This window comes from Bradyrhizobium sp., assembly GCF_049691595.1.
In the GTDB taxonomy this organism is placed as follows: Bacteria; Pseudomonadota; Alphaproteobacteria; order Rhizobiales; family Xanthobacteraceae; genus Bradyrhizobium.
Genome location: NZ_JBAVNZ010000231.1, coordinates 1 through 4,669, shown reverse-complemented (window position 1 = coordinate 4,669; position 4,669 = coordinate 1). Strand labels below are relative to the sequence as shown.

The 4,669-nt window shown below is 63.9% G+C and carries 5 protein-coding genes and 1 tRNA gene; 3 read left to right on the top strand and 3 right to left on the bottom strand.

Annotated elements, in window-relative coordinates:
• Both WCE35_RS10360 and WCE35_RS10355 read left to right on the top strand, forming a co-directional pair.
• A partial coding sequence (locus tag WCE35_RS10360; RefSeq protein ID WP_424593245.1) for a hypothetical protein occupies nucleotides 1-514 on the top strand: 514 nt, incomplete at its 5' end.
• Between the two features lie 305 nt (nucleotides 515-819).
• Nucleotides 820-2,535 carry an FAD-dependent oxidoreductase gene (locus WCE35_RS10355; protein WP_424593244.1) on the top strand — a complete coding sequence of 572 codons (1,716 nt, stop codon included), beginning with the start codon at nucleotides 820-822 and terminating at the stop codon, nucleotides 2,533-2,535.
• An 18-nt stretch (nucleotides 2,536-2,553) separates the two neighbouring features.
• Here the strand turns inward: WCE35_RS10355 and WCE35_RS10350 are convergent, their stop codons facing one another.
• The 3 genes from WCE35_RS10350 to cpdR all read right to left on the bottom strand — a co-directional run bounded on the left by WCE35_RS10350 (nucleotide 2,554) and on the right by cpdR (nucleotide 3,433).
• Nucleotides 2,554-2,721, bottom strand: coding sequence for a hypothetical protein (locus WCE35_RS10350; protein WP_424593243.1), 168 nt, complete (start codon nucleotides 2,719-2,721; stop codon nucleotides 2,554-2,556).
• 107 nt (nucleotides 2,722-2,828) lie between these two features.
• A tRNA-Val gene (locus WCE35_RS10345) sits at nucleotides 2,829-2,903 on the bottom strand.
• A gap of 170 nt (nucleotides 2,904-3,073) precedes the next feature.
• Nucleotides 3,074-3,433 carry a cell cycle two-component system response regulator CpdR gene (gene cpdR, locus WCE35_RS10340; protein WP_027539837.1) on the bottom strand — a complete coding sequence of 120 codons (360 nt, stop codon included), beginning with the start codon at nucleotides 3,431-3,433 and terminating at the stop codon, nucleotides 3,074-3,076.
• A 328-nt stretch (nucleotides 3,434-3,761) separates the two neighbouring features.
• On the opposite strand from cpdR, the gene WCE35_RS10335 reads away from it, so the two are divergent.
• On the top strand, nucleotides 3,762-4,649 hold the full coding sequence (locus WCE35_RS10335; RefSeq protein ID WP_424593242.1) for an N-formylglutamate amidohydrolase: 888 nt from the start codon (nucleotides 3,762-3,764) through the stop codon (nucleotides 4,647-4,649).
• Nucleotides 4,650-4,669: the final 20 nt, after the last annotated feature.

The following is a 4,669-nucleotide window of genomic DNA, read 5'->3' as shown; positions in this document are numbered from 1 at the left end:
CTACCAGGGCAAGGCGAAGAATGCGGCAGCGGTTGAGAAAATACTCGCCGTCGCGCGTTCCGCGGCGAGTGATCGCGGTTGGGGGGTCCGGGAGGCGAACGTCGCCAGCGCTTCCGTGTCCCGCGGCGTCGCCGGCAAGGAGAGCAAGGAGAAAGAGTATCAGGGTCCGCCGAGCGGGATCGTCATCTACCCGCACCCGATGTGCGAACCGGTCCACATCCAGTTTGGAACCGACTTGTTGATGCGGGACTTTGTGAAGACCCAATTCGCCGGCGCAGATGTCCATGTCGAGGTCGTCGGGTTGCTTCGCAAGCTTCGGCCGCTCCTTGCGGATCTTCAGGTCGTGGACGAAGGGGAATACTGGGAGACGGGTGACCGCGCCAGGCTGGCAGCGCAAATCGCCACGGTGAATGCGATGATCGAAAGCATCAGGAAATCGCGTCCAGGCGTTAAAGGGACCCATCAAGACCGGCAATGGCCGCATCGTCGACTTGATGAACTGAAGAACGCCTGACACCAACGGGCGAGTTTCAGCCCCGGCGCATCGGAAGCCAATTTCGCAATGGGTCCGCGGCATATCCGCTTGCCCTCCGAGACCAGCCTTGAGCAAGCAGTCAACAGCGATAGGTCCTTGGCAACACGCCGCGTGACTGCGGGTGGGCGGGCTTGTTGCCATCGGGCTTGGCTCCTCGTTTGCCTCGCGCGCGATGCCTGTCGGCAGAAGAAATTGACTGGGACGCGCAATTCTGAACAGTGCGGCCCTGATAGGGCCTGCGTTGGAAATCCATCCCGATCGCGCCGTACCAGAGGGCAATCCGCGTGGCAGACAGCGAAACGTATGAATGCGATGCGCTGGTGGTCGGCTCCGGCGCCGCCGGGATGTCGGCGGCGGTCACCGCGGGGCATCAGGGGCTGAAAGTCCTGATCGTGGAGAAGGAGCCGCGCTTTGGCGGCACCACCGCGCGCTCCGGCGGCTGGCTGTGGATTCCCGGCACCTCGCTGGCACACGCCTGGGGCATCGTCGAGGCCCCGGACCAGGCGCGGACCTATCTGCGCCACGAGGCCGGCAACAATTTTGACGCCGCCCGCGTCGATGCCTTTCTGACCGCGGGGCCGCAGGCCGTCGATTTCTTCACCGGCAAAACCGCGCTGCGCTTCGACATGCCGCTGACCTTTCCGGACTATCACGCCGAAGCGCCGGGCGGCGCGCAAGGCGGCCGCTCGATGGTGACGCGGCCGTTCGACGGCCATGAGCTCGGCCCGCACATCAAAAATCTCGGCAGCCCGCTGCCGGAATTGACCGTGTTCGGCATGATGCTGGGCTCCGGCAAGGAGATCATCCATTTCATGCGCGCGACCAAGTCGCTGACCTCGGCGCTCTACGTCGCAAGACGCCTGTCGAAACATTTTTTGGACGTGATGCGCCACGGGCGCGGCATGACGCTCACCAACGGCAACGCGCTGGCCGGCCGGCTGGCCAAATCGGCGTTCGATCTGAACATTCCGCTGTGGCTGTCGTCGCCGGTGCGCGAATTGATCGTCGAGGATGGCACCGTGCGCGGCGCAATGGTCGAGCGGGACGGACGCCTGGTTCGCGTCAACGCCAACCGCGGCGTGATCCTCGCCTGCGGGGGCTTTCCGCATGATGTTGAAAGGCGCAAGGCGATGTTTCCGCATGCGCCGACCGGCAACGAGCATTTTTCGCCCGGCCCGACCGGCAACACCGGCGATGGACTCCGGTTAGCGGAAACGGCCGGCGGCCGCGTCGAGGACAGCTTGCCGAATGCGGCAGCCTGGGTGCCGGTCTCGATCACCGTGCGCAAGGACGGCAGCCGGGGCGTGATGCCGCATTTCATCGACCGCGCCAAACCCGGCGTAATCGCGGTGACGCGCGCGGGCACGCGGTTTGCCAACGAGGGCAATTCCTACCACGATTTCGTGCAGGAGATGATCAAGGCCGCCAAACCCGGCGAGGAGATTTCGGCCTTTTTGATCTGCGACCACCGGAGCCTGCGCAAATACGGCCTCGGATGCGTGCCGCCGTTTCCGATGCCGATCGGCCGTCATATCCGTACCGGCTATCTGAAGCGCGGCGCGACATTGGCCGAACTGGCGGCGCGGGCCGGGATTGATCCGAAGGGGCTTCAGGCAGCAGTCGCCGAATTCAACACAGCCGCCGCCGAAGGCCGCGACCCCGCCTTCGGCAAGGGATCACGCGCCTATAACCGCTACCAGGGCGACGCGTTGCACGGCCCGAACCCCTGCGTCGCGCCGATCCAGGACCGCCCGTTCTACGCGATCAAGATGGTAATCGGCGATCTCGGCACCTATGCCGGTATCAGGACCGACGCGAACGCGCGTGCGCTGGATGCCGACGGCCGCCCGATCGCAGGGCTCTACGCCGCCGGCAACGACATGGCGAGCATCATGGGCGGCAACTATCCCGGCGCCGGCATCACGCTCGGACCGGCGCTGACCTTCGGCTATATCGCGGGGAAACACATCAGCTCAAGTCCGCCGGCCGCGCGTCAGTAGGCCTGTCGTCTTGCGTCATCAGGCGCGCACGCCTCCGGCGATCTGCCGGATGGTGAGGACGACGAACTCCGCCGGTCGCAGCGGCGCGAAGCCGACCATGATATTGACGATGCCGTTATCGATGTCCGCCTGCGTGGCCGTCTTTCGGCGTGGCGCCGGGCCGCGAGGCGCCCAGCCAATGAACAACGCGATCGACGTTGCAACGCCGGCAATCGTTCGCGCACTGCCCGGAGGTTCCGTGATGCCGAAACTCCCTGATGCCGGTACGTCGCTTGCGGTTTGGGAGAACTAAATGGTGGGCGCGACAGGGATCGAACCTGTGACCCCTACCATGTCAAGGTAGTGCTCTCCCGCTGAGCTACGCGCCCTAAAGTCGTATTGGGTTAAGGGTCCGTATATCGGCTCCCAGGCGGGCAGGCAAGGACGCCCGGCCGCTATTTTCGATAGCGTTTTCAAGCGAAGCACGCCCTCGGACGCGATCCGGGGGTGGACGCCGGTTGGCGCCAGGAAACCGCGTCAAGCGCGCACGCGCGCCAACTCAGGCCGCCAGCATCTTGTTCACTTCGCTGACCAATTCGCGCAGGTGAACCGGCTTTGCCAGCACCTTGGCGTTTTTCGGCGCCTCCGAATCGGAATTCAGCGCCACCGCGGCGAAGCCCGTGATGAACATGATCTTGATGTCGGGGTCGAGTTCGGAGGCGCGGCGCGCCAGCTCGATGCCGTCCATTTCGGGCATCACGATATCGGTGAGCAGCATCTCGAACGGCTCCTCGCGCAGCCGCTGATAGGCCGACATGCCGTTGTCGTGGGGCGAGACCTGGAAGCCGGCGTTTTCCAGCGCCTTGACCAGGAAGCGGCGCATGTCGTTGTCGTCTTCGGCGAGAAGGATTTTGTGCATGGTGTTGCTTCGTCGAATCCGGCTCATGAGGACCAATCCGCATACTAAGACCGACAGCGGTAAATTTCGGGTGAAAGTTGCCTGCCGCGGTCGGCGCCAGGCCCGACTGGTTCTGTACCGCAATTGCGGCCCGAATCAATCGAGACAGGCGTTTTCGTCGCTTGAGACAGGTTCCATGGCCTTTGTGGCTTTTTTCGCTTGGCAGGCTTGGCAGAATGGTTGTGATTATCGACAATAACCCCCAAGATAAAACCAACATAACACCTCCGTTTTTCTGGCAGAATCGTTGCTTCCGGAAGCACGCGGACTTGAGGAACAGTGCCCGACGATGACCCGGTTTGATGGCGAACTGTCGCCTCCGTTCGAGATTGTCGAGCCAACCCGCTGGCGGGCGCCGATCATCTTCAATTCTCCCCACTCCGGTTCGGTCTATCCGAGCGAATTCCTCGCCGCGTCGCGGATCGATCTGGCGACGCTGCGCCGTTCCGAAGATTCCTTCATGGACGAATTGATCGCCGATTTGGCCGATCGCGGTTTTCCCCTGATCCGTGTCAATTTCCCCCGCTGCTATGTCGACGTGAACCGCGAGCCCTATGAACTCGATCCGCGCATGTTCACCGGCAGGCTGCCGAGCTTTGCCAATACGCGCTCGATGCGGGTCGCCGGCGGCCTCGGCACCATCCCGCGCGTGGTCGGCGACGGGCAGGAGATCTATCGCGAGCGCCTTGGCGTCGACGAGGCGCTGGGAAGGATCGAAGCGCTCTACAAGCCTTATCACCGCGCATTGCGGCGCCTGATCAACAAGGCGCATCAGGCCTTCGGAACCGTGATCCTGGTCGACTGCCATTCGATGCCCTCGATCGGCGTCTCCAGGGACGAGCCGCGGCGGCCCGATATCGTGATCGGCGACCGCTACGGCACCAGTTGCGCGGGGCTGCTGCCCGACGTCGTCGAGGAAATCCTGAGCGGGCGCGGTTACTCGATCGGACGCAACAAGCCCTATGCGGGCGGTTTCATCACCGAGCATTACGGCAATCCCGCCAGCGGATTGCACACCGTCCAGCTCGAACTCAACCGGGCGATCTACATGGACGAGCGGCGGCGCGAACGCGGGCCGCGATTTGCGCAGGTGGTCGCCGATTTCGCCACGATGGCGGACGCGCTCGCCGCCGTGCCGCTCGGCGATCTCGGGCCGTTCCAGGCAGCGGCGGAGTAATCCTCTTCGTCATTCCGGGA

Bases quoted from the DNA above. Each gene is read 5' to 3' on its own strand.
- cpdR (WP_027539837.1), bottom strand. From the start codon at position 3,433: ATGCACAAAATCCTTCTCGCCGAAGACGACAACGACATGCGCCGCTTC.
- WCE35_RS10335 (WP_424593242.1), top strand. From the start codon at position 3,762: ATGACCCGGTTTGATGGCGAACTGTCGCCTCCGTTCGAGATTGTCGAG.